This window comes from Cytophagaceae bacterium, from assembly GCA_016722655.1.
Taxonomy (GTDB): domain Bacteria; phylum Bacteroidota; class Bacteroidia; order Cytophagales; family Spirosomataceae; genus Leadbetterella.
Genome location: JADKIR010000004.1, coordinates 2,520,129 through 2,544,347, shown reverse-complemented (window position 1 = coordinate 2,544,347; position 24,219 = coordinate 2,520,129). Strand labels below are relative to the sequence as shown.

Sequence of the window (24,219 nt, the reverse complement as noted above, 5' to 3'; positions counted from 1 at the left end):
AATATCTAAACTTAGCCCTATGTTTATCATTGAAAATTATTCAACAGCCGTTTTATTTTGTTTCGTGACTATGCTTTGCTGGGGTTCATGGGCCAACACCCAAAAGCTGGCTACAGCAGGCTGGAGATTTGAGTTATTTTACTGGGACTATGTTATCGGCATTTTAATCACCAGCTTGCTTTTTGCCATTACATTAGGGAGTATGGGAGAAGGTGGCCGCAGCTTCCTTGCTGATTATCAGCAGGCTGACTCTTCCAATATCAGATCGGCTCTGATTGGTGGAGCGGTATTCAATCTGGCGAATATTTTGCTCGTTGCAGCCATTTCCATAGCAGGTATGTCAGTTGCTTTTCCGGTTGGAATTGGGCTGGCTCTGGTAGTGGGGGTCATCGTAAATTACCTTGACAATCCATTGGGAAATTCAACTTTGCTTTTTATTGGGGTGGCTTTAGTGGTTGCAGCTATTTTGCTCAATGCCCGGGCGTATAGAAAAATGTCAACTGGCTCGAAAGTTTCTACTCAAGGCCTGGCCCTTTCCGTGATCGCAGGTTTATTGATGGGTTTGTTTTATAAATATGTGGCAAACAGTATGTTTCCCGATTTCACAAATCCACTTCCCGGAAAATTAAGCCCATACACAGCAGTGGTAGTATTTGCTGTCGGAATCTTCCTGAGTAATTTCATCATCAATACTATTTTAATGTACAAGCCTTTTGTGGGCTCTCCTGTTAGTTTCGCTGACTATTTTAAAGGCACAAAAAAAAGCCATTTGATGGGGATTTTGGGTGGAGCCATCTGGTGTATAGGCATGTCATTCAGCATTTTAGCATCCGACAAAGCTGGTGCAGCTATTTCTTATGGTTTAGGCCAGGGTGCTACCATTGTGGCCGCTATCTGGGGCATTTACATTTGGAAAGAATTCAAAGACGCACCCAAAGGCACTTCTACCCTACTCAATATCATGCTTATTTGCTATTTGGTAGGCCTGGGAATGATTATTATGGCGAGGTAAGATCACCGTTTCGTATCTATTTTGGATTGAAATTTCACAAATATTTAAGCAAAAACAATGTATAGCTCACATTTTGATAAAATATGAGCTATAAAAACTTGTTTTATAACTCATAATATACGTATTTTTGAGCTATAAAATTATTTCTATAGCTCATGAAATGGATATGGGAAAATAAAAACTGGCCAAATTTTGAATTTGACTCAACAAAACTGAAAGTATTTGAAACTTCATTCCTTCAAAATTCCGGTAAAATTGTTGGTGTAACAAACCACATTAATTCTATTAACCAAGAGAATCTAAAAATAGAAATACTGACACAAGAGGCATTATCAACTTCTGGTATTGAAGGCGAAATATTACAAAGAGATTCTGTTCAAAGTTCAATAAGAAAACATTTAGGCTTAAAAACAGACTTCCATAAAATACCGGCAAATGCCTATGGCGTTTCGGAAATGATGGTTGATATACATTTAAATTATGACAAACCACTTACCCATGAAGCTTTTTTTGAGTGGCACAAAATGCTCATGAACGGAAGGCGTGATTTGGAAATAGTTGGAAACTATCGTCAACACAAAGAACCGATGCAAATAGTTTCCGGCAACCTAATTGCTCCAAAAGTATTTTATGAGGCACCACCATCTTCCAATGTTTTAAATGAAATGGACAGATTTATAAAATGGTACAACGAAAATGTTTCAAATTCAGCCAAATATTCTTTTGTTGAATTTTTCGGAATTGCACATCTGTTTTTTGAGGCGATACATCCTTTTGAGGATGGTAATGGAAGAATAGGCAGAGCAATAGTCGAAAAAGCAATTTCGCAAAAATTAAAAGTGCAAACGTTAAATTCCTTTTCGAAGGTAATTGAATTAAATAAAAAAGAATATTATGAAGCCTTGCAGTCAGCAAATTTTGACCTAAATATTGACAAATGGCTACAGTTTTTTGGAAAAAAACTAATTGAATCTCAAGAATATACCCTCAAATTAGTCGAATTTATTATTGCAAAAACTAAATTCTTTTTTAACTATGAATCAAATCTAAATGAAAGGCAAACTAAAGTCTTATTACGGGTTTTTGATGCCGGAATTTCAGGATTTAAAGGAGGCTTAAGTGCTGCCAATTATAAAGCAATTTCAGGAACTTCAGCGGCCACCGCAACCAGAGATTTGCAGGAATTAGTAAAAATGGAAGCATTAACAAAAACCGGAGAATTAAAACATACAAGGTATTTTTTGAACCTTGATGGCTAAAATATATTCTTTTTTCATTTAAGAACAATAATCCAAAATACCTTCATTCATTTGAAAAAAATACTTATTTTTACTTTTTCAAAAGAAAAATATTCTATGAATGATATAGATCCGGTCGATTTAAAGATTCTTAGGCTACTAGAAAAGACGGAATGATGACCAACAGGCAAATAGCCGCCGAACTAAATTTGACAACCACACCTGTGCATGAGCGTATTAAAAAACTACGCAGAGAGGGCTTTATTAAAAGATATACTATTGAACTCAACCCTAAAAAGCTTAACAAAAATCTTATTGTATTCTGCAATGTGTCTTTAAAAGAACATGCTCAACAGTTTTTGACGCAATTTGAAAAAGATATTCAGTCAGTACCGGAAGTGGTAGAATGTTACTGTGTATCAGGCGGTTCTGATTTTCTTTTGAAAGTCATCGTGGCCGATATGGAACAGTATAAAGACTTTATTTTGAACAAACTAGCAGCAGTTTCTAATATAGGAAGTGCTCAGTCACATTTCGTAATTACAGAAGCCAAGCATTCATCTATTATTGGAGAATGATTTTTTTTTCGAAAAACATTCTAAAAAATTAATTTCTCTTTAATTCTATCCCTATTGAAAGCTAAAAGGGACGGTCACCAAGTTTTTCAAAACCATCGCCTTTCGATATTATATTGATTGCCAATTCAAATTCAATAAAGATTACTTTAAAATTGTCAAAATCAATAAAGAAGATTTTAAAAATGGTTAAAATTTTAAAATTCTTTAAAAATTAGTAACGAAAAGTAATTCCTGCATTAAATTAAAATATGACTTGAACAAAATTGATTGAATACGCCAATAATTGAAATGGAAAACAAAAAAGCTCAAAGTTTGACCCTTGAGCTTTTAAAAAAAATCAATTCCTATTTCACCACGGCACTCCCTTTCTGCACCGTAAAAGCTGAAAAATAACCTAACGCCCCACCCGAAATATTAGAAACTGGATTGGTGGGAGTAGTGCCGCCACCCGGCCCATTTCCTTGAATTGAGTTGAGCGAATAGAAGTAATCATAAAGTGGCACATCAATACATCGCATTTCTACTGTAACGGTATCGCCTAATTTTATATCAAAATTCTGGCTAAAAATGGGTCTTGTATTTGGTTGTCCGTTTCCGATATTATCATTAGCTATTAGAATAGACTTATCCAATTCTCCGTTACGTTTTTGAATAAAACGATAACTATTACCCAACTCAGCTGGGTCAATATACTGCGGGAAAACAGTATAATTATCAGATGAAGATGCCCCTGGAGGAGCAAAACTACTCAATGAGGTTTTCAAACCCATTAGTTTCACTGCTTTTGGCATTGTACTTTTTGCTGTAAAAGTATTACCTTCAGCTTTTACGCTTAGCGTATAAGTTTTTCCTTCTTCACCTTTCATTTTTTGAGTTTTGTAGATACCTGTCGATGTTTCAATAAGTTGCTCGGTAGTTCCTATTTCATCTGTAATTATTACGGTAGCACCTTTTACGGCAGGAAAGTTATTTGAATCACTAAAATTGACGGTTTTCGTGATTTTTACGGTAGCAATCTCGTTTTGGGGAACTTCGCCTTCAACTACATACTTAGAATTTGAAGCGTTAAGGTCTAATTCGATTTCTTTCTCACAGGAAGAAAGTGTTACCATTGAGATAACAATCATTATTATTTTTTTCATATTGTTATTTTTTAAAATTTAAAGTTATAAGTAACACTTGGCACCCATCTGAACAACGATGTCTGAATAGCACTTGTGCGAGTCGGGTCTGTTTCGTTGTCTTCAAAAGTGATGGTATAGGCGTTTTCTCTGCCGTAAGCATTGTAAAGCGAGAAATTCCAAGAGCTTTGATATTTTCCTTTTCGAGGTTTTTCGTAGGTGGCACTTAGGTCAAGGCGGTGATAATTGGGCATTCGGTATCCATTTCTTTCTGTGTAATAAAAAGTTGTATTGCCTGCCACTTCATATTTTCCACTCGGAAACGTAACAGCATTGCCAGTGTAGAAAATAAAATTACTTGCCAACGACCATTTGGGTGTGAGCTGATACATTCCCACAATCGAAAAATCGTGCGTGCGGTCTTGATTGGCAGCATACCAGTTGCCATCGTTGATTCCGTCAATTTTTCGTTCGGTGCGAGAAAGTGTGTAGCTTGCCCATCCCGTAAATCTACCCGATTTCTTCTTCAAGTATAATTCCAAACCATAGGCTCTACCTTTTCCATATAACAATTCACTTTCTACGTCTGGAGACGTATTTATATCTGCACCATTTTTATAATCAACCTGATTCTGGAGTGATTTATAGTACGTTTCGGCACTAAATTCGTATTTGTTATTTGCAAAATTTCTAAAATATCCCAAACTTACTTGGTCTGCAATTTCGGGTTTTATATTATAGCTACTGCCAATCCATTGGTCAGTTGGGGTTGAGCTTGTGGAATTGCTCAATAAATGGAGGTTTTGCGTATTGCGTGCGTAGCCAGCCTTTATGCTATTTTTATTGTTGATAATAAAATTAAAAGCCAAACGGGGTTCTAAATTAAAATAGGTTTTACCAATGGTATTATTAGCCAAAACTACCGAATCTTGTTTCACTCCTTTATCATAAATATTGTAGGTTGTACCACCCAAAATACTCCAAGAAGATAAGCGTAAACCATAATCTACACTGAATTTTGGCGAAACGGAGTAGGTATTGTTTGCATAAATGGCATTTTCCCAAGCTTTGCGTGTATCTTTTACTTTACTTTGGCTTTCATCATCGGTATTTATCAAACTTCCAGGGGTAATATTGTGGCTGATAGTATTAAAGCCAAATCGCCAAGAGTTTTTATTGTTAGGGAAAAACTGAAATTCTTGTTTTAAGTTCCAATCTTTGATGATGGATTGATTTTTGAAGCTATTGTCTCCACCCGAAATATTGAATTCGTAACTGTAATCGCTATAAATCAACGAGGTATTTGAAAACCATTTTGAATTCAAAATACTATTCCAGCGAAGCGTACCAGTTTTATTTCCCCAATCTACACCAACTCCCTCGCCGAAACCTAATTTATCTCTGCCAAAATAACCCGAAACAAAAATTCGATTGTTTTCATTTATGCGGTAATTGGCTTTGGCATTGAGGTCATAAAAATATAATTGTGTATCGCTAAAATCTGGCGTAGCTTTCAAAAACAAATCTGCATAAGTTCTACGTCCCGAAATCATAAATGATGATTTCTCTTTTTGAATCGGACCTTCAATGGCTAATCGACTACTAATCAAACCTATACCACCAGAAGTTTGAAATTCTTTGTCATTTCCTTCACGCATACGCACGTCTAACACCGAAGAAAGACGTCCACCGTATTGTGAGGGGCTATTTCCCTTGATAATTGTTGCATCTTTTATCGCATCGCTATTGAATGTGCTAAAAAACCCTAATAAGTGAGACGCATTATAAACTGGGGCTTCGTCTAGCAAAATTAGATTTTGGTCTGAGCCACCTCCACGCACATAAAAACCGCTATTTCCTTCGCCTGCCGACTTGATTCCAGGTAGTAATTGAATAGTTTTTAGCACATCTTTTTCACCAAACAAAACAGGCAATTTAGCAATCTCTTTGATGTCCAATTTTTCGGTTCCCATGCTTGTTTTCGTAATATTTTCGTCTTCTTTCGTTGCTTTTACTACTACTTCTTGAAGCATTTTACCACTTTCTAAATCCCAATCAATTTTTAGGTTTTTATCTAAAGTGATAGTTTTTTCGATTTCATTGTAGCCAATGTATGTGGCTCTCAAAGTATAATTGCCTTTAGGTAGTGTGATTGAATAAAATCCGTATTCGTTGGCGGCTTTGCCCGTATTCGGAATTTCTTTTACCACCACCGTAGCACCAATGAGTTCTTCGCCTGTGGCTTTATCTCGCATTGTGCCGCTAATAGTGAATTTTTCTTGTGCGAAAAGCATAGAGCTACTCATCAGTACACATAAAATAATGAATTTCAATTTTGCCATTTTTTGGTCTTCTGTTTAATTTCAAATCTTGATATTGATTCAAAATTCTCATTAAACAATGATTTGTGGAATAGACCTGTATTTGAAATGGACAATTTGAATTTGAAGTGGACGAAGACAATCTTTAATTATTTGCCAACCATTCTATGAAAGCTGTAACTTTCAATTTTCCAACTACGATTTGTTCTGGAAATGGGATATTAAGATTGACAACAATTTTACGATTAAAATAATGTGAAGCATCTTTTACAGCTTTGCGATTGACCAAAAACTGGCGATTGGCTCTGAAAAATATAGGACTAAATTGTTTCTCCAAAATATCTAATTTTTGGTTGAGTAGATGTTTGCTTTGATCAAAAGTATAGGCATACACGTTATCATCTTCTATATGAAATAAGGCAATTTTATTGGCATCTAAAGGGATAATTTTATCGGCTTGTTGAATAATAATAGAAGGGTTTCGGTTAGGATTAAGTTGATTTTTGATAAGACTCATTAAGTCCGAAAATTCATTTTCCTGTTTTGTATTTTTACCTTTTAGTAAGTAGAATTTTTCAATGGCTTTGCCAACACTTTGTTTTGAGAAAGGCTTTAATAGATAATCAATTCCAACAGCTTTGAAGGCTTCCAGAGCGTATTGATTATAGGCAGTACAAAAAATTATGGGTACTGAAATCTGCAGTTTTTCAAAAATTTCAAAACTCAAACCATCACCCAATTCTATGTCCGAAAATATTAAATCAATTTCTGGTTTTGTTTTAAAAAAATCAATCGCATCTTCAACCGAATGTAAAATAACTACAATTTCAAAATCTGGTTCAACTACATTTATCGTTTTGGCTAAGTCTTTTGCAGTTAGTTTTTCGTCTTCAATAATAACTATTTTCATACTTAAAGAAGGTTGATAAATACCATAAAAAGTTGCTCTGTTTTAATGACTTCAATCTCAAGATTGGCAAGCATCTTATAGCGTTGATTAAGATTTTCTAAACCAGTACCCGAATTTGTTTTAACCTTCTTTGGTATCAGATTATTCACTACTTTCAAACGCCCATCCTCTATCAATATTTGTATAAACAAAGGGTTTTTATCGCTTAAAGCATTGTGTTTGATTGCATTCTCGACTAAGGTCTGAACAGCATAAATCGGCACTTTTTTTTGTAATTCTATTTCAGGAATATCAATTTTACAATCGAAAGAATCGCCAAATCTTACTTTTTGTAATTCAATATAATCTTCTGTAAACTTTATAGAATCAGCCAAGACTACCAATTCACTATTTTTAGACTGAATAGAATACCTCAGAAACTCGGAAAGTCGTACTGTATAATCTTCTGCTTTTGCTGGGTTTTCGCTGATAAGCGATTTGAGCGTACTCAAAGCATTAAAAAGAAAATGAGGCTGTAATTGTTGTACAAGCATTAATCTCTGAGCTTCAAGATTATTGACTTTTAAACGCTCAATTTCTAACTCAGCACTACGCTTTTGAAATTGTAAAATAATTGAATTTGAAAGTATGATGATAATTGTGTTGATGCCTATTGCAGGAACTAAAGGATAAAAATTGATACCTTTGGGTAACAATTTAATGCCAAAAAATAAAATTACAAGGATATTAATAAACTGCAAAAACAAGGTCAGTAGATAACTAAAAATGTAACGTTTTAAAGAATTTGTTTCTTTAACTTTAGTTATAATGTAGATATTGATTAGCCAAAATGCTAAAACGATATAAGTTAGAAACACCCATAAAATAGCTACATTAGGAATACTTATTTTTTCAAGGATATATAATGGCGTACTTCCGATTATTCCTATTATCGGTGACGAGACAAACGCAGCCCTAAAAAGTTTCTCTTTCATAGAAACAAATTTAGAAATTCAGTCGGAATATTGGTTATAATGACAAAATGAAGTGGACAAAATTGTATTTAAACTGGACAAAAGCTTCTTTAAGTATGTTTAACCCATTTCTTACCATTTAAAAGCTTCTTTAAAATCCAAACCACAAACAAAACTGCCAAAACGCCCATTATCAGAGGAATCCAAAGTGATACTAAGGAAATGACAATAGAAAGGAAATTTTCAAACGTACTGAAAAATCCATTTCCTATACCACCTGTAAATTTGGTTGAGCCAAGTCGAATCAATGAAGTACCTGCTTGAATTGTGCCTGCCACTCCCCCACCAGCGAGTATTCCTAGACCCCATTGCAAGGTTGGATCGTTGATTTTCAAAAACTGAGTTGTAAGCAACGTACCTGCAACGACAGATGCAGGTAGGGCTATTGAATCCAAAATATTGTCAATAAATGTTATGTAATATGAAGCGATTTCGACAACTGAAGCAACCATCAAAACAATCGTTGTCGAATTACTTGTCATCCACTGGAAGTTTTCAGAGACTTCAACCATACCAAACTTTGCAGCCAAGTTTGAGACCAACAGTGGAATAAAAACCCTAAAGCCACTTCCGGCACTCAAAGCTACTCCAAGGAGCAATCCAGGCAACCAGCTTACCAATTCTTCCATTTCTTACAAAATATTCATGGTTTGCTCTTTGATTTTTTCGAGCTCATCTTTCATTTGCACCACCAATCGCTGAATGATGGCGTCGTTGGCTTTTGAGCCAATGGTGTTGATTTCTCGGCCTATTTCCTGAGCAATAAAATTAAGTTTTTTGCCATTTGAAAGCACTTCCAGCTCATTTTTGAAGTAGGTTAAATGATTTTTCAACCTTACTTTCTCTTCCGAAATATCAAATTTTTCTAAATAATAAATCAATTCCTGCTCAAAGCGATTTTTATCAAAATTCTCATTATTGATAAAATCAGCCATCGATTTCTCTATCCTCTCTCTGATTTGAGGCAATCTTTTAGGATCCTGCTCAATCACCAATTCCAAAAGACCTTCTATGATTTCAATATATTCCACAAATTTCACTTTGGTAATCTGCCCTTCCTGGAATCTGAATTCTTTACAGTTGGTTATCGCTTTGTTGATTACACTTACAATTATCTTCCATTCTTCTTCAGTTTCTTCGGAACTTACATTGGCGGTATTGTAGGCATTGGGCATCAGAGAAGCCATTCTGAGCACTTCAGTGGGTGAAGCATCAAAGCCAAATTCTTTTGCTGTCTGCATTAAATCCTTAAAATAAGCCTTAACCAAAGGACGGTTTATGGTGGTACCCGCAGCCTCCTCATCTTTTGGAACAATATTTAGCAGAAACTCCACTTTGCCTCTTTCAAGTTCTTTCTGAAGTAAATTTCTTACTTCTATTTCTCTGTTTGAAAATGCCCTTGGTAAACGACAATATGTGTCGGTAAATTTCGAATTCAAAGTTTTGATTTCTACAGAGATACCAATTTTGTCTGTTTCTATGGATGCCGAGCCAAAGCCGGTCATTGATTGAATCATATAGTGCTTTTACTTTTTTTGTAAAACTAGTCAATATTTCAGAAAGGGTTTTAAACCAAGCTTAAAAATTGTAATTTTGCAGGCTAATAATCAAATATATGGACGTTCTCAATCAAATAAGTCACAAAATTGCTCAAACCATTACCAAAATATATGGTGTAAACGAGGAGGTTACATTACAACCTACCCGAAAAGACTTTGAGGGAGATTACACTTTCGTATTTTTTGGTTTGGTAAAATCATTAAAAAAATCACCTCCGGAAATTGGAAATGCTTTAGGCACCTATCTTTTGGAAAATTTTGAAGACTTCGAAAGCTATAATGTTGTGCAGGGCTTTTTGAACCTGAAACTGAAAAATAGTTTTTGGCTAAATGTCTTTAAAAATGTGATTTCGGAAAATATCGAAAAAGAAATTCCTGAAAATGCACCGGCTGTAATGGTTGAATATTCCTCACCTAACACCAATAAACCGCTGCATTTGGGGCATTTAAGAAATAATTTTCTGGGATATTCTGTAGCTGAAATTCTGAAAGCTGCCGGATACAATGTAACCAAAGCATGCCTGGTTAATGACCGTGGTATCCATATTTGTAAGTCGATGATTGCCTATAGAAAATATGGAAATGGCGAAACTCCTGAATCAGGCGGACTGAAAGGTGACCATTTAGTGGGTAAATATTACGTGGAATTTGACAAAGCTTATAAAGCCGAAATTAATGAGTTGATTGGTCAGGGATTAACAGAAGATGAAGCTAAAAAGAAAGCACCAATCATGCTGGAGGCTCAGGAATTGTTGATAAAATGGGAACAAAATGATCCGGCAACCATAGATTTATGGAAAAAACTCAACGGATGGGTATATGAGGGATTTGGCGAAACTTACAAAACTATAGGGGTTAATTTTGATAGAACCTATTATGAATCAAATACTTATCTTTTGGGAAAAGATTTGGTAGAAGAGGGTCTCGCAAATGGTATTTTTTACAAAAAAGATGACAACAGTGTCTGGATTGACCTCACCGAAGAAGGTCTGGATCACAAACTGGTTTTGAGAGGGGATGGCACTTCTGTTTACATCACCCAGGATTTGGGCACTACTGACCTCAAATTCACAGACTTTCATTCCGAAAAATCGATTTGGGTGGTTGGAAATGAGCAGGATTATCATTTCAAAGTGCTATTTGCGATCATGAAAAAGCTAGGCAGAAGCTATGCAGGAGGCTGTTTTCATCTAAGTTATGGTATGGTGGATTTGCCATCAGGAAAAATGAAATCGAGAGAGGGAACTGTAGTAGATGCTGATGATCTGGTAGCTGAAATGATCGAAACAGCAGCAGTCTCGACCAAAGAAAAAGGCAAGATTGACGATTTTGAAAACGACGAAGCTCAAAAGCTTTTCAGAATGCTGGCATTGGGAGCCCTGAAATATTTCCTTTTAAAAGTTGAGCCTAAGAAAAGAATGCTCTTTAACCCAGAGGAATCTATTGATTTCCAGGGGAATACAGGACCATTTATTCAATATACCCATGCCCGTATCAAATCGATTCTGAGAAGAGCCAACATCACTGAAAATCAAAATATTGAGATTGCCGAGGGTAGCATTTTAAATAAAGAAGAGTTGGATTTGGTGTTTTTAATTAACCAATATCCTGATATCATACAGAAAGCCGCTGAAGAGTACTCCCCGGCAGTAATTGCCAACTATGTTTATGATCTGGCTAAAACATTTAACGGTTTCTATGCCCAGCATTCGGTTATCAATGAAACCGACGAAAGTATTAAAACTTTGAGACTGGCATTGGTCAAAAAAATAGCCCAAACCATCAAACATGGCATGGGCTTATTGGGTATCGATGTACCGGAGAAAATGTAATTTTAGTGCTCCAGAACGCTTAAAACCGGTGTAGTTGAGCTATTTACCACTTGCTCGGCTATACTTCCGAAAAGGAAACGCTGCATGCCTTTACGACCATGTGTGTACATCACAATAAGATCTATTTTTAATTTTTCGGCATATTGGATTATACCTCCGGGGATATTGTCATGGTGATAAATTTCAAAATCGAAATTTTGAATTTTATACTCTTTTTCTACTTCTTTTGCTCTGTCGTAAAGTTCTTTTCGGTCTTCGTCGTATTCACCGGCATCAATAAAAACAAAATGATTTTTGGTATTTTTCAAATTCAACAACTCCTGAGATTTTTCAATAAATCCGGTTTTTTCAAAGTCTGTTACAAAGAGTATTCTATCCAGTTTATCTAGCTGAGTATTTTCTTTCAAAACCAACACAGGGCAATCTGCTTTTCTGATAACATTTTGAGAATTGGTTCCCGACAGGTAGTCTTTCCACCCATTTGCTCCTTCTGAACCCATCACTATAAGGTCAGCCTCCTCACTTAAAATGGCAGGAATCAGTTGGTCAAAATCTTCTTTAACAATACCTTCAATTTCAACATCAGGATACCAATCTTTCCAACGTTGAATCTCTCTTTGAGCTTCCCCCCGCAATGATTCAAGGTACTCTACTGAGCTTTGGGTTGAGCTTTCAACAAGGGCAAAAGTAAGTTTTGGAAACCGTAACATTGTCATCAATTTCACTCTGGCATCGATCTTCGAAGCCAGCATTACTGCTACTGACATGGCCTTTTCAGCGGCAAGATTGAAATCGGTTGGCACTAAAATAGTTTTCATCTGATTATTTTTAATTAATCAAATCTAATTCATTTTCAGAAAAAAAATAATGATATAACTAAATTATTCAAATGACCCGTGACAGATAATAATCACTGACAAAGGAATTTACTTAGCTCTGATCGCAATCACAGGATCCATACGTGCGGCCTGGGTGGCCGGAATCATACCTGCAATTATTCCTATAACACTTGAAATTGTCAACCCGAAAATAATATTTCCGGATGAAAGAATAATATCCAGGCTACCTAATTGAATAAAACTGGCCAAATAAACCAATAATAAACCAAACAAGCCGCCGATAAGGCACAGGAATAAGGCTTCAAATAGAAATTGAAACAGAATAAAGAAGTTTTTGGCTCCCAGAGATTTTTGAATTCCAATGATATTGGTTCTTTCTTTGACAGAAACAAACATAATATTAGCGATTCCAAACCCGCCAATCAATAAAGAAAATAATCCAATCACAAATCCGCCAGCCCTCAATGAACCAAATATTGAGGTTAGGAAATTAGCCGCTGCATCAGGGCGATTCAAGGCAAAATTATCTTCATCTAAAGGTCTTAAACCTCTGACAGTACGCATTTTACCTCTGATTTCGTTTTCCAGCTTAACCATTTTGGCATCCGTTTCAAAAGCTTGCACCGAAATAGTTCCATAAAGATTACCTGAGCTGAACATCCTTTTATGTTTTACAAAAGGAATGTAAATTTTCTGATCTGGATTTCCACCAACATCAACCAGTTGTTTCCCTTTTTTTTCCTGCACACCTATCACCACGAAATTTTCACCTTTAATCTTGACAGGTTTTCCCAGAGGGTCTTCCTCTCCAAAGAGCACATCGGCAACTTCCCCACCCAAAACGGCCACATTACGACCAGATTCAATTTCGTTGGGAGAAAAATATCTTCCTGATAAAATCGGAACCTCAGTAATGAGATTAAAATCATAAGTAATACCCTGACAAAGCGAATTATAATTTGAGTTTTTATATTTTGCAGAAGCCAAATACCAGTCCATGATGGTTACTGCTCTGGCTGTTTCGAGATTCTCTTTCAAATATTTGTATTCAGAATATTTGGGTCTTGGTCTTCTGAAATAACGCCACCAGGGATATTCCCCGTCACCAAATTGCCATGGAAATTTTTCTACATATATTACCTTGTCACCAATGGAACTCAAACTATTCTTGATATTTGCTTCCAAAGAATCTACCATGGTATAAACACCGATTATCGAAAATATACCAATGGTTACACCTGATAAAGATAGAATAGTGCGAAGAAGATTAGATTTTAATGCCTGCCATGCAAATCTGAAGCTTTCGAAAGTCAATTTTATGAATAGCATACTGCCTGATTTTATATTTTGAGAGTTTAAAGTTGTAAAAAAATATGATATGATACCTTACAATTTTATTAATTAGGCAATTTGATTAATTTAACGGTGATTATCCATGACCGCTGGATTTCACAAAAACCAAAACCCTGATTTATGAAACTAAAATATTGGTCAATCACGCTGCTCATCATTTTTTTGGGCTCATGTAAAACACAAAAATCTTCGAAAAAAGATATTGAAGAAAAAAAAGATCTGTTTTCTCTTTTTGAAGAGGATCCCGACAACAAGACTTTCTATTCAGACAAGAAAGGAGTGCTTGGAAAAAAAGGAATGGTGGCATCGGCTCATCACGAAGCCAGTCAAGCGGGTCTGGATATTCTCAAACAAGGTGGAAATGCAGTTGACGCTGCCGTTGCCACACATTTTGCACTAGCTGTGGTTTTCCCATTTGCAGGAAATCTTGGAGGAGGCGGGTTTGCTGTAATCAGAGAAAATAACGGAAAAGCATTTACACTTGATTTTAGAGAAAAAGCACCTCTGAAAGCTCATCGTGACATGTATCTGGATTCTGCTGGAAACGTCATAAATGGACTAAGTTTGAAAGGCCACCTTGCATCAGGCGTTCCGGGATCGGTTGATGGCATGGTTGAAATGCACCAAAAACATGGAAAATTACCCTGGGCAAAACTCCTCGAGCCCGCCATAAAACTTGCAAAAGAAGGTGTTGTTTTAACTGAAAGAGAAGCATTGGGACTCAATAATAATGTTCAGGTATTTGAAGAAGTAAACGGAAAAGATTCACCTTATTTTAAAAAACCGGATGGCACAAAATGGGTAAAAGGGGATATTTTGATTCAAAAAGACCTTGCTGCAACCCTTGAAGAAATCCAGAAACACAAGAGAGAAGGATTTTATTCCGGAAAAGTTGCGGATCAGTTAGTACATGAAATGAAAAAAGGCGGAGGAATAATTTCATTGGAAGATTTGAAAAAGTACCATTCGGCGTGGAGAGCTCCGATGGAGGCTAAATACAAAAATTTTAATATCATCACTATGCCACCTTCCTCAAGCGGGGGGGTGGCTTTAATACAACTTTTGCGATTCACCGAGCCATTTCCACTACAGAAATGGGGGTGGAATTCGGAGAAAACCGTTCAAGTCATGATAGAGGCTGAAAGGCGGGTTTATGCTGACCGGGCAAAATGGATGGGCGACATGGACTTTGTGAAAGTACCAATGGAAGAACTTACCAGCTACAAATATTTGAGAGATAGATGGAGTACTTTTGACAGTTTAAAAGCTACAAAAAGTTCCGATATTTCAGGGGGATTGGTTCCGGGTTATGAGTCTGATGAGACTACGCACTATTCTGTGGTAGATGGCGACGGAAATGCCGTTTCAATCACCACCACCCTCAATGGTGCTTACGGTAGCAAGGTGATAGTGCAGGGAGCAGGATTTTTGATGAATAATGAAATGGATGACTTTAGTATCAAAGCCGGAGTACCCAATATGTTTGGATTGATTGGAAATAAAGCCAATGAAATAGTTCCGGAAAAACGTATGCTGAGTTCAATGACACCCACTATAGTAGAGAAAGACGGAAAACTTCTGATGGTGGTGGGCACACCCGGAGGAAGTACTATCATAACCTCAGTTTATCAGACTATTTTGAATGTTACAGACCATAAAATGAGTATGCAACAGGCAGTAAATGCCCTGAAGTTTCACCATCAATGGTTACCTGACCGAACAGTTTTTGAGCCTAATGCCCTTACTGAAAATGCTCTGAAAGGGCTACGAAATAAAGGTTTTGAAATAGACCAGCAAAAAGGTACTCTCGGAAGAATGGACTGTATCATGGTACATCCTGATGGCACCCTGGAAGGAGCCTCTGACCCGAGGGCTGACAATACAAGTTTGGGTTTTTGAAAAATTATTTCAAAAGTCCTTCATAATGCACTATTTTACCGTTAGAATCTGTTCCTGAAACAGTTACATAATAGCTTCTGGATAAATCAGAGTTGAAAAATTCGATATGAGCTTTTCCTTCAGCATTGGTTTTGAGTTCAGGATTCCAATACAAGGTAACTCTGCGGTCGGGCTTAACAGGAACTGGTTTTTTGGTATAATTTGGCATCCAAATATTTTTCCCGAAGCCTAAACCCATCCATTTGGCAGTTTTAGGATTCTCAAAAACCTTTTCGATGTTTTTGCCTTTCTGTGTTAAGATATGAATCACAGGTTTGTCTTCTCCTGAAAATCTGGCCAGCTTTTCTTTTTTAGTAATCAAATCGACCAATATGATGTCGTCTGATTTTAAAACTTTAATAAATTTTGAAGGGATAAACTTGCCATCGACCATAAGTTTCATTTCCGATTCAGAAAGCTCCGAAAGATTTTCCTTTATCAATTCGGCTGCACTGTTGTATTTTTTGCTTAACTCCTCCACTACAACGAGTTCCTTATCGGCTTCCCAATTATAAGGCTTGCGGCGGTAATCATTTCTTACATCCAATCCTTTTTTACCTTTTATTACCACTTCTTTAAGTTCAACACTTTTTTGAACCGGTACTTTGGCCGTGGTGGTGCCTGGTTTGGCAGTTGTTCCAGGTTTTACGGGAGTAGTTCCAGTCTTTGTTGTTGCCGGTTTGGTAACTGGCAGGGTAGTTTTTGTAGCAACTTGATTTTCAGTTAAAACCAACATAGTTGAATCAACAACCGGCTTGATAGTCAACCATTTGTTGGAATCTACCATTCCCAATATTTTTACAGAATCAATCCAGGGGCCGGACACGGTAAAATGGCCAAGTGAATCGGATGTAACTTCCTGAGCACTTAAGGAGGCTTTATCCATTATAAACAAATCGACTTTCTGATTTTTCAATAATGAATCACCCATAGAAACTATTCCTTCAAACTTCAAAGCAGTTTCTATTTCTTCTTTCGGGCGTGCATCAAAAGAAGTTTTTCGACCCTCAAAAGTCAACATTATGATATCAAAATTGTTTTTCGAGACTGTTTTGGGCAATTTTAAAAGGGTATCCAATTGAGATATTTTTTGTACCAAATCGGAGTTGACCTGGATATAATTATACATATCTGAATTTTCTGCGGCAAAAGCTTTACTCAATGCAGCATCCCGTACTGACACTGAAAGATTAGCGTTTTTAATGGGTGCACTTCCATCCTTCAATAAAAGATCAAATTCAACTTTACCTTTTGGAATAAGCTGTTTTTTAACTTTCTCAAAGCTTATTTTTGGTTTATTCCCTTTTTGATAATAAACCAGCCTTTTGTTTAAAATCTTATTATTTTGGTCAAAAAGAAGTATCTCAATTACACCATCATCTTCAACAATTACGTCTCCAATTACAAATTTGTAAACCGAATTTTGTGTTTCAAAAGGAATATTAAGAAGCTCATTTCCTCTTTGGTGAGCATAAATCCTTAATTTTTCGGGTTCATTTTTATTGGAATGTATATTTATCAGAATTCCTTCACTAAAAACTACATTATCTGCCGAAATCACAAAACCTTCCTGCATAACTGCCGGTAGAGCCACTTCTTTCTTGGATTTTCCATAATCAAAAATCGCCTTGTATGATTTATTGTAATCGGGTTTTAAGAAAAAAGTACCCATTCCTTTATATCCGTTATAAAAATAGGCGACTTCCTTACCTGACTGATCTACCACTATACCTTCAAATCCTTTGGGAATACTATCGGTTTGGTTAAATCTGAAGGCAATTTTACAATCTAAACCTGCAACAAGATTACCGCCTTCGGGAAAGAATTCAAGCAGAGGCCGGTTATTTTTAGTAATTAATTTCTTTTCAGGAACGGGTATTCTGGAAATGACTTTTAAAGGCTTTTTGAAATAAAAATCTTCTCCATCGGCTTCAATCAGTTTTGTGTTCGATTCCAAACTATAAACTCCCAGGCCGGCAGTTTTAGGCAACACCATCTGCATTGTGGTGATACCCTTATTCAAGTATAATTTATGAAATCTGATAAGCTTGTTTTCAGGATTTTTTAAGGAAACATTCAAAACCCCTGACTTATTTGATTCTTTATGAGTAGCTGCATCTAATACATATGCTTTAAACCAGATGGTATCACCCGGGAAATAAGTATCACGGTCAGTATGAATAAATACTTTTTCTGAATTAAAAATATTTTGGCCAAAAGCACCTGTCCATATCAAAAGGAAAAATGCTAATAATTTAGTTTTTTGCATATTAGGAAAATCGATTTCTAGAAAGCAATTGTTTTCACAACGAATAATAGAATAAAAATAATGCCAATAATTGAATCAAACTGACATTTTAAACAATTATTGAATTTAAATTTCGCCAAAAAGAATTATTTCAATAATAATAATTCACAAAAAAACCTCCAAAAGGAGGTTCTCTATGAAATATTGAAATTTTTATCAATTGGCTTGCGATTGTTCAGTTTCTTCAGCTTTTTCTTCCTGCGGCTGAGCTACCGGTTCATCATCTTTTTTATTCATAAACTCCTGATAAGAAGTCTCTTTCTCAAAAGGCCTTTTACCAATAAGTTCTTCAAGATCATGCTGATAAATAATCTCACGTTTTAGAAGTTCTTTAGCGAGTATATCCAGTTTGTCGCGTTTTTCGACCAACAATTCTTTGGTTGTAGTATAAGCAATATCAATCAGTTTTTTAACTTCTTCGTCAATCAACTGGGCAGTTTGATCAGAATATGGCTTAGTGAAAGAATATTCGTTCTGACCTTTAGAATCATAAAACGAAACGTTTCCGATTTTATCATTCATACCATAAATAGTTACCATACTGTAGGCCATTTTGGTGATTTTTTCAAGGTCGCTCAGGGCACCTGTCGATATTTTCCCAAAAACCACTTCTTCTGCAGCTCTACCACCCAACGACATACACATTTCATCAAAAAGCTGCTCTGTACGATACAAATACTGCTCCCTAGGCAGATATTGGGCATAACCCAGAGCCGCAATTCCTCTCGGCACGATACTCACTTTTACCAATGGATTGGCATGCTCTAAAAACCAACCTGTGATGGCGTGTCCGGCTTCATGGAAAGCCACAATTTCTTTTTCTTCAGGGGAAATTAGTTTATTTTTCTTTTCAAGTCCACCAATTTCACGGTCTATGGCATCCTGAAAATCTTTCATTTCTACCTGTTTTTTGCCTCTACGTGCAGCCAAAAGGGCAGCTTCGTTACATACGTTGGCAATTTCGGCACCGGCAAAACCTGGTGTTTGTGCGGCAAGTTTCTTAGGATCAACTTCTTCGGCGGTTTTTACCGGCTTAAGGTGAACTTTAAATATCGCCTCGCGACCATTGATATCAGGGACATCTACACTTATCTGGCGGTCAAAACGACCCGGACGAAGTAATGCAGGATCCAAAACGTCAGGACGGTTAGTTGCAGCAAGAATTATGATTCCGGAATCAGAACCAAACCCATCCATTTCGACCAAAAGCGAGTTCAATGTATTTTCACGCTCATCGTTACCACCAGGCATTGCACCTTTTCCACGGCTACGACCTACAGCGTCAATTTCATCTATAAAAATAATACAAGGTGCTTTTTCCTTCGCTTGTTTGAAAAGGTCACGCACACGTGCTGCACCTACTCCCACAAACATTTCAACAAAATCAGAACCTGAAAGTGAGAAAAACGGAACTGAGGCTTCACCTGCTACTGCCTTTGCCATCAGGGTTTTACCTGTTCCCGGAGGGCCTACAAGCAAGGCTCCTTTTGGTATTTTTCCACCCAACTCAGTGTATTTGCCCGGTTTTTTCAAAAACTCAACAATCTCTGTTAACTCTTCTTTGGCTTCATCCAGACCTGCTACATCCACAAATGTGATTTTAACTTTATTGTCGGCATCAAAAAGAGCTGCTTTCGATTTCCCAATATTGAAGAGTGCCCCACCCGGGCCACCTCCTGACATACGGGTCATTACAAAATACATCAAACCAAAAAAGAAAATCAAAGGAAACCACTGCCAGAAAATACTCATATAGTCTGACCTGCTTACGGTTTCAGGATATAATCTTGATTTTACGTCATCAGGTAATGTTGATTTCTCCAGAAAATGCGTGTATTCATTCATAAACGAATCTTCCGAAATGATATCAACTTTTAAATGGGGGCCTGTTGAGAACTTATTTTGACCCAAACTTTTGGTATATTCGGCTTTTTGAAGAGCCTGGGGAGTTAGGTTTATCTCCAGTGCATTGGTACCTTTTACAATAGAAACTTTGTCCACGTCACCTTTACTTACCATTTTTTCAAATGATTTGTAAGAAACAGAACCCAGCTTGGTAGAACCATTGATAAATAGCAACCCAATAATAGCGAAAATTAAACCAGCAATGACCCACCCTTGTATTCCACCGGGATTAGGGTTAATTTTTTTTCTCGGTTGAGGAATATTGTTGTTATCTGACATTATAAATAGTTAAAAATTTTAATCATCTGTTATAAAGGCACTCTTGATGCCACCAAAGTATCGCCGTAATACGAAAAATCTGCATCGCCCCAGAGGGATTCGATATCATAAAATTCTCTGCGGTCTTTTTTAAATACATGAACCACCACGTCAATATAATCCAGAAGAATCCATTCTTTATTTTGAATCCCCTCTTTGTGCCATGGAAGTTCTTTTGCTGATTTTACCACTTCCTCCTCAACCGATCCCGCAACAGCGTCAATCTGTGTGTCGGAGTTTCCTGAACATATAACAAAAAAATCGGTAATTGTTCCCGGAATTTTTCTCAGATCAAGCTTTACAATATCAAATCCTTTTTTTTCCTGCATTCCGTGAATTACAAAATCGCAAAGCTGTTCACTCGAAATATTCTTAGTTTTTTTCATTCAAATCATTAATAGTTAAATTTGCGAGCGGTGGGCAGAAATATTCTAATATTCCCACATCACAGATTTTTTTTAAAACGCTAAATTAATTCATTTTGCTCAAAATTCGACCCAAAACTTTTTTTGTCGGGAAAAATGTAATTTTCCTGCCATCTTGTCATTCTACCAACGATATAGCGAGTGAAATAATTCAAAATTCTGAGTTTATTGACGGAACTGTCATACTTACCGATTTGCAAACTCAGGGAAAAGGCCAGAGAGGAAATATTTGGGAAAGTAGTTCTGAAATGAACATTTTGATGAGCTTAATGTTGCAAACAGACTTCTTAACCCTTAATAATCAATACGATCTGAGTATTTGCACTGCTTTATCAGTCATAGAGTCACTTTCAGAAATTATACCTGGCGGTGACCTGAAAATCAAATGGCCAAATGATATTTTTTACAAAAATCAAAAATTAGGTGGTATCCTGATTGAAAACAGTCTTTCGGGAAATAGGATGGACAAATCAATAGTTGGGATTGGGATAAATATTAATCAAACGGTTTTTGAAAACCCCAGAGCTACCTCAATGGCAAAAATTTTAGAAAAAGTCCTTGATCGGGGTACAATTATTGAAAAAATTTTGGAACATTTCGAAAAGAATGTTTTGGCATTAAAAAGCGGGCATTTTGAAAAGTTAAAGTTCAGCTATTTAAATCACCTTTTAAGATTCAGGAAATCAGGATTTTACAAAGCAAATGAAATAGTTTTTGAAGGAATAATTGATGATGTTGCACGTAACGGACTTTTAAAAATAAATGTAGAAAATCAAGAAAAATATTACAATATCAAGGAATTAGAATACATTTTTTAGGAATCGGGCTTCAAGTCTTTGAACCCTTCACCGAAAAGATATTTTTGTACAACCGAAGAATTAAAATCTATGACCTTATTAAAAGAAAAACTAAGGCTGGCCGAAAGATCTGACAATAAAGGCTGGAAAAAATGGGGTCCTTATTTATCAGAAAGACAATGGGGTACCGTAAGGGAAGACTATAGCATATATGGTGACGCCTGGAACTACTTCAGCCATGACATGGCTCGTTCACGTGCTTACAGATGGGGGGAAGACGGAATTGGGGGAATCTCTGATAATAAACAACATATATGCCTGGCACTGGCTTTCTGGAACCACAAAGATGACATTCTTAAAGAAAGACTTTTTGGGCTTACCAACAATGAAGGCAATCATGGTGAAGATGTAAAAGAGCTGTATTATTATCTCGACAGCACGCCTACACATTCCTACATGAAAATGCTGTACAAATATCCTATTGGTGAATTTCCTTATGACCAATTGGTAAAAGCCAACAAAGAAAGAGGAATCGATGCCCTTGAATATGAACTGGTGGATACCGGCATTTTCGAAGATGATAATTATTTTGATATTTTTATCGAATATGCAAAAAAAGACATCAATGATATTTATGTAAAAGTTTCTGCTCACAACCGGAGCAATCATAATGCCCCGCTTACTGTTTTGCCCACAGTATGGTTCAGAAATACCTGGGATTGGGGTTACGATGAATATGAAGAAAAACCGATTCTAAAAGCCATTAATGATCAAAAAATAGAAGTGAAACACCGCTTGTTTGATCCTATGTGGGTGTATTTCAAAGAAGCCGACGAGCTGATCTTTTGTGAAAATGAAACCAATCTTGAAAAAGTATTTGGAAAAGATAACGAAAGTGAGTTTTTGAAAGATGGAATAAACGAATACATTATTAATGGCAAAAAAGATGCTGTAAATAAATATTTGAGCGGCACTAAAATGTCGGCTAAATATTCCAAAATCATCAAAGTAGGCTCATCAGTCGAATATTATTTTAGATTCTGTGATCAGGAAAATCTGGAAAATCCACTGCAGGACGCTGAAGAAACTTTCGAAACCGCAAAAAAAGATGCGGATGATTTTTATGCTTTTGTACAAAAAGACATAAAATCAGAAGAAGAAAAGGCCATACAAAGGCAGGCATTCGCAGGAATGATGTGGAGTAAGCAATTTTATTATTACAACATAGACCAGTGGATGAACGGTGACCCAAAAATGCCGTTTGAGTTCAGAGGAAGGGCATTTGAGCGAAATTCTCCCTGGAAGCATGCCTACATGGCCAATATACTTTCGATGCCCGATAAATGGGAATATCCCTGGTTTGCGGCATGGGATTTGGCGTTTCATACGGCTACTTTGGCCCGCATTGACCCCGATTTTGCAAAAAGGCAATTGGCGGTAGTTTTAAGAGAATATTATATGCACCCCAACGGCCAGATTCCGGCCTATGAGTGGAATTTTTCGGACGTAAACCCACCCGTACACGCCTGGGCGACCTGGAAAGTATATGAAACCGACAAAGAGATGAACGGTGGAGTGGGAGACGTGAAGTTTCTGGAAAGGATTTTTCATAAGCTACTTCTCAATTTTACCTGGTGGGTCAACCAAAAAGACGAAGATGGCAATAATATTTTTGGCGGAGGGTTCCTTGGACTGGATAACATCGGGGTTTTTGACCGCAATGCTCAGATTCCCGGGCTCAAACTTCAACAAGCCGACGCCACCGGTTGGATGGCCATTTATACGCTGAATATGCTGAAAATCGCCTGTGAGATTTCACTGGAAAGGCCAGCTTATCAGGACATGGCCTCCAAGTTTTTTGAACATTTTCTGTACATTGCAGCTGCCATCAATCAACCCATCAGCGAGTCAAATATGGGGCTTTGGGACGAAGAAGATCAGTTTTATTATGACAAAATATATACCCCCGACGCCCATACTTTATTCCTGAAAATCAGGTCATTGGTAGGATTGATTCCCCTTTGTGCGGTTGAGGTAATTGATGAGGAATTATTGAACAAACTTCCCGATTTTAAAAGACGACTGGAATGGATTCTGAAAAACCGCCCTGATCTGGCTTCATTGATTTCGAGATGGCATGAGCCCGGCAAAGGAGAAACGCATTTATTGTCACTTTTGAGGGGACACAGGATGCGTATGGTATTCAAAAAACTTTTTGATGAAAGTGAATTTTTGTCTGATTACGGTATAAGGTCACTGTCAAAATTCCATAAAGATTCTCCTTATCATTTTAATTTAAAAGGAGAAAATCTTAAAGTGGAATATACGCCAGGTGAGTCAGACCTTACAATTATGGGTGGAAATTCCAACTGGCGTGGGCCGGTGTGGTTTCCACTTAATTATTTAATAATAAATTCCTTACATAAATATTCCCAATATTATGGTGAGGATTATGAGGTAGAATATCCGACCAATTCGGGGCAAATCGTAACTATTAAGGAAGCTGCTACAGAAATTTCAAAAAGGCTTGTAAACCTTTTCAAAAAAGACAAATCAGCAAAAATGCCATTTAATGGTGAGGAAAAAACCTTCAATGAAAGCCCTCATTTCAAAGATTACTATTTGTTCTTCGAGTATTTTCATGGTGACAATGGCCGTGGGCTGGGTGCTGCCCACCAAACCGGCTGGACGGGTCTGGTGGCAGATTTGATTCAGGAAGTAAATCAGGAATAACAAAAATTTGAAAGATTTT

The 24,219-nt window shown here is 36.7% G+C and carries 17 protein-coding genes and 1 pseudogene; 7 read left to right on the top strand and 11 right to left on the bottom strand.

The genetic code is table 11. The features are described from left to right. Window positions 1-19: 19 nt before the first annotated feature. The 3 genes and pseudogenes from IPP61_11465 to IPP61_11455 all read left to right on the top strand — a co-directional run bounded on the left by IPP61_11465 (window position 20) and on the right by IPP61_11455 (window position 2,828). Window positions 20-1,012 (top strand): multidrug DMT transporter permease, encoded by a 993-nt coding sequence (locus IPP61_11465; protein ID MBL0325782.1) that lies wholly within the window; start codon window positions 20-22, stop codon window positions 1,010-1,012. A 155-nt stretch (window positions 1,013-1,167) separates the two neighbouring features. Continuing rightward, entirely contained in the window at window positions 1,168-2,271 is a 1,104-nt protein-coding gene (locus IPP61_11460; GenBank protein MBL0325781.1) for a Fic family protein, read from the top strand. Window positions 2,272-2,367: 96 nt separating this feature from the next. Further along, a pseudogene (locus IPP61_11455) lies at window positions 2,368-2,828 on the top strand (Lrp/AsnC family transcriptional regulator). A 344-nt stretch (window positions 2,829-3,172) separates the two neighbouring features. Here IPP61_11455 and IPP61_11450 read toward each other — a convergent pair. The 6 genes from IPP61_11450 to IPP61_11425 form a co-directional block, all read right to left on the bottom strand. After that, entirely contained in the window at window positions 3,173-3,970 is a 798-nt protein-coding gene (locus tag IPP61_11450; protein ID MBL0325780.1) for a DUF4249 domain-containing protein, read from the bottom strand. Between the two features lie 11 nt (window positions 3,971-3,981). Then, window positions 3,982-6,291, bottom strand: a complete 2,310-nt coding sequence (locus IPP61_11445; GenBank protein ID MBL0325779.1) for a TonB-dependent receptor — start codon at window positions 6,289-6,291, stop codon at window positions 3,982-3,984. Window positions 6,292-6,415: 124 nt separating this feature from the next. Then, the gene (locus IPP61_11440) at window positions 6,416-7,180 is read right to left on the bottom strand and encodes a response regulator transcription factor (GenBank protein ID MBL0325778.1); all 765 of its coding nucleotides are present in this window, start codon (window positions 7,178-7,180) and stop codon (window positions 6,416-6,418) included. 2 nt (window positions 7,181-7,182) lie between these two features. Next, on the bottom strand, window positions 7,183-8,154 hold the full coding sequence (locus tag IPP61_11435; protein ID MBL0325777.1) for a histidine kinase: 972 nt from the start codon (window positions 8,152-8,154) through the stop codon (window positions 7,183-7,185). An 89-nt stretch (window positions 8,155-8,243) separates the two neighbouring features. Next, complete coding sequence (locus IPP61_11430) at window positions 8,244-8,822, bottom strand: DUF4126 domain-containing protein (GenBank protein MBL0325776.1); 579 nt, start codon at window positions 8,820-8,822, stop codon at window positions 8,244-8,246. A gap of 3 nt (window positions 8,823-8,825) precedes the next feature. After that, window positions 8,826-9,710: a YicC family protein gene (locus tag IPP61_11425; protein MBL0325775.1), complete on the bottom strand. Its 885-nt coding sequence runs from the start codon at window positions 9,708-9,710 to the stop codon at window positions 8,826-8,828. Between the two features lie 98 nt (window positions 9,711-9,808). On the opposite strand from IPP61_11425, the gene IPP61_11420 reads away from it, so the two are divergent. Next, the gene (locus tag IPP61_11420; GenBank protein ID MBL0325774.1) at window positions 9,809-11,584 is read left to right on the top strand and encodes an arginine--tRNA ligase; all 1,776 of its coding nucleotides are present in this window, start codon (window positions 9,809-9,811) and stop codon (window positions 11,582-11,584) included. A 2-nt stretch (window positions 11,585-11,586) separates the two neighbouring features. Here the strand turns inward: IPP61_11420 and IPP61_11415 are convergent, their stop codons facing one another. After that, window positions 11,587-12,402, bottom strand: a complete 816-nt coding sequence (locus IPP61_11415) for a universal stress protein (GenBank protein MBL0325773.1) — start codon at window positions 12,400-12,402, stop codon at window positions 11,587-11,589. Window positions 12,403-12,510: 108 nt separating this feature from the next. Further along, window positions 12,511-13,752 (bottom strand): ABC transporter permease, encoded by a 1,242-nt coding sequence (locus tag IPP61_11410; GenBank protein ID MBL0325772.1) that lies wholly within the window; start codon window positions 13,750-13,752, stop codon window positions 12,511-12,513. 144 nt (window positions 13,753-13,896) lie between these two features. Between IPP61_11410 and ggt the strand changes: the two genes are divergently transcribed. After that, window positions 13,897-15,675, top strand: coding sequence for a gamma-glutamyltransferase (gene ggt / locus IPP61_11405; protein MBL0325771.1), 1,779 nt, complete (start codon window positions 13,897-13,899; stop codon window positions 15,673-15,675). A gap of 4 nt (window positions 15,676-15,679) precedes the next feature. Here the strand turns inward: ggt and IPP61_11400 are convergent, their stop codons facing one another. From IPP61_11400 to rsfS, 3 genes are all read right to left on the bottom strand, one after another. Further along, window positions 15,680-17,983 (bottom strand): hypothetical protein, encoded by a 2,304-nt coding sequence (locus IPP61_11400; GenBank protein ID MBL0325770.1) that lies wholly within the window; start codon window positions 17,981-17,983, stop codon window positions 15,680-15,682. A 195-nt stretch (window positions 17,984-18,178) separates the two neighbouring features. Next, on the bottom strand, window positions 18,179-20,206 hold the full coding sequence (gene ftsH, locus IPP61_11395; protein MBL0325769.1) for an ATP-dependent zinc metalloprotease FtsH: 2,028 nt from the start codon (window positions 20,204-20,206) through the stop codon (window positions 18,179-18,181). Between the two features lie 29 nt (window positions 20,207-20,235). Continuing rightward, window positions 20,236-20,631: a ribosome silencing factor gene (rsfS, locus tag IPP61_11390; GenBank protein ID MBL0325768.1), complete on the bottom strand. Its 396-nt coding sequence runs from the start codon at window positions 20,629-20,631 to the stop codon at window positions 20,236-20,238. 95 nt (window positions 20,632-20,726) lie between these two features. Here rsfS and IPP61_11385 point away from each other — a divergent pair, with 95 nt between their 5' ends. Both IPP61_11385 and IPP61_11380 read left to right on the top strand, forming a co-directional pair. Then, window positions 20,727-21,488: a biotin--[acetyl-CoA-carboxylase] ligase gene (locus IPP61_11385; GenBank protein MBL0325767.1), complete on the top strand. Its 762-nt coding sequence runs from the start codon at window positions 20,727-20,729 to the stop codon at window positions 21,486-21,488. 69 nt (window positions 21,489-21,557) lie between these two features. Then, window positions 21,558-24,200 (top strand): glucosidase, encoded by a 2,643-nt coding sequence (locus IPP61_11380; protein MBL0325766.1) that lies wholly within the window; start codon window positions 21,558-21,560, stop codon window positions 24,198-24,200. Window positions 24,201-24,219 lie beyond the last annotated feature (19 nt).